This window comes from Streptomyces sp. NPDC059564 (assembly GCF_042735575.1).
GTDB lineage: Bacteria > Actinomycetota > Actinomycetes > Streptomycetales > Streptomycetaceae > Streptomyces.
This window is the reverse complement of the sequence record NZ_JBHWBP010000727.1, coordinates 1-1,069: the sequence shown is the minus strand read 5'-3', so window position 1 is coordinate 1,069 and position 1,069 is coordinate 1. Positions and strand designations below refer to the sequence as shown.

Sequence of the window (1,069 nt, the reverse complement as noted above, 5' to 3'; positions counted from 1 at the left end):
TACGCCGGCCAGATCGCCTCCGGCGTCCTGCGCGTCGGCGAAGCCGTCACCGTCCTGCCGTCGGGCCGCACCAGCACCATCGAGGCCATCGACGCGCTCGGCGAGAGCGTCGACATCGCCTGGGCCCCGCAGTCGGTGACGGTCCGGCTGAAGGACGACATCGACATCTCGCGCGGCGACCTGATCGCGCCGTCCGCGAGCGCCCCGGCCACCACGCAGGACGTCGTCGCGACGGTCTGCCACGTGGCCGACCAGCCGCTGGCCGTGGGCGCGCGGGTGCTGCTCAAGCACACCACCCGCACGGTCAAGGCGATCGTCAAGGAGATCCCCTCCCGGCTGACCCTGGACGACCTGTCCCAGCACCCGGACCCGGGCCAGCTCGTCGCCAACGACATCGGCCGGGTCGTCGTACGGACCGCCGAGCCGCTCGCGCTCGACGCCTACGCCGACTCGCGCCGCACCGGATCGTTCCTGCTGATCGACCCGGCCGACGGCACCACCCTGGCGGCGGGCATGGCGGGCGAGTCCTTCGCCTCCCAGGCCCGGACGACCGTCCAGGCGGATGAAGAAGGGTGGGACTTCTAGATCATGCTCGCCGACATCTACTCCACCTTCGCGAAGGAGGGCGGCCGCGTAGGCAGCGGCGCCCTCGGCAGCGGCCAGGGAGGGGTGGCGCGATGTGCGCGATGACGTACGCGCACCGCATGCGCGCCCTCACCCCCCACGAGCTGTACCTGTCCTTGCTCCACAGACGAAGACGTGCGTCATGACGCCATGACGCTACGAGAGGAAGTCCTCCCGTGCCTGCCACCGTTACCACCCGCACCACCCTGCGCCGCGGCATCGTCGCCGCCGCCGCGCTGCCGCTCCTGATCGGCGCCCTCGCCTCCTGCGGCTACGGCTCCGAGGCGAAGAAGGACGAGCCCAAGGACACCGCGGCGTCCAACGTCGCCGCCGACGGCGGCAAGAAGCTCTCGGCCTCCGAGGTCCGCATCGGGTACTTCCCGAACCTGACGCACGCCACCGCCCTGGTCGGCCTCCAGGAGGGCCTGATCGAGAAGGAACTGAA

2 pseudogenes are annotated in these 1,069 nt (G+C 71.3%); both read left to right on the top strand.

The window, feature by feature from the left end:
* Positions 1-585: pseudogene (locus tag ACFV0Q_RS41970) on the top strand (hypothetical protein); the annotation flags it as partial.
* A gap of 215 nt (positions 586-800) precedes the next feature.
* Positions 801-1,069: pseudogene (locus ACFV0Q_RS41965) on the top strand (sulfate ABC transporter substrate-binding protein); the annotation flags it as partial.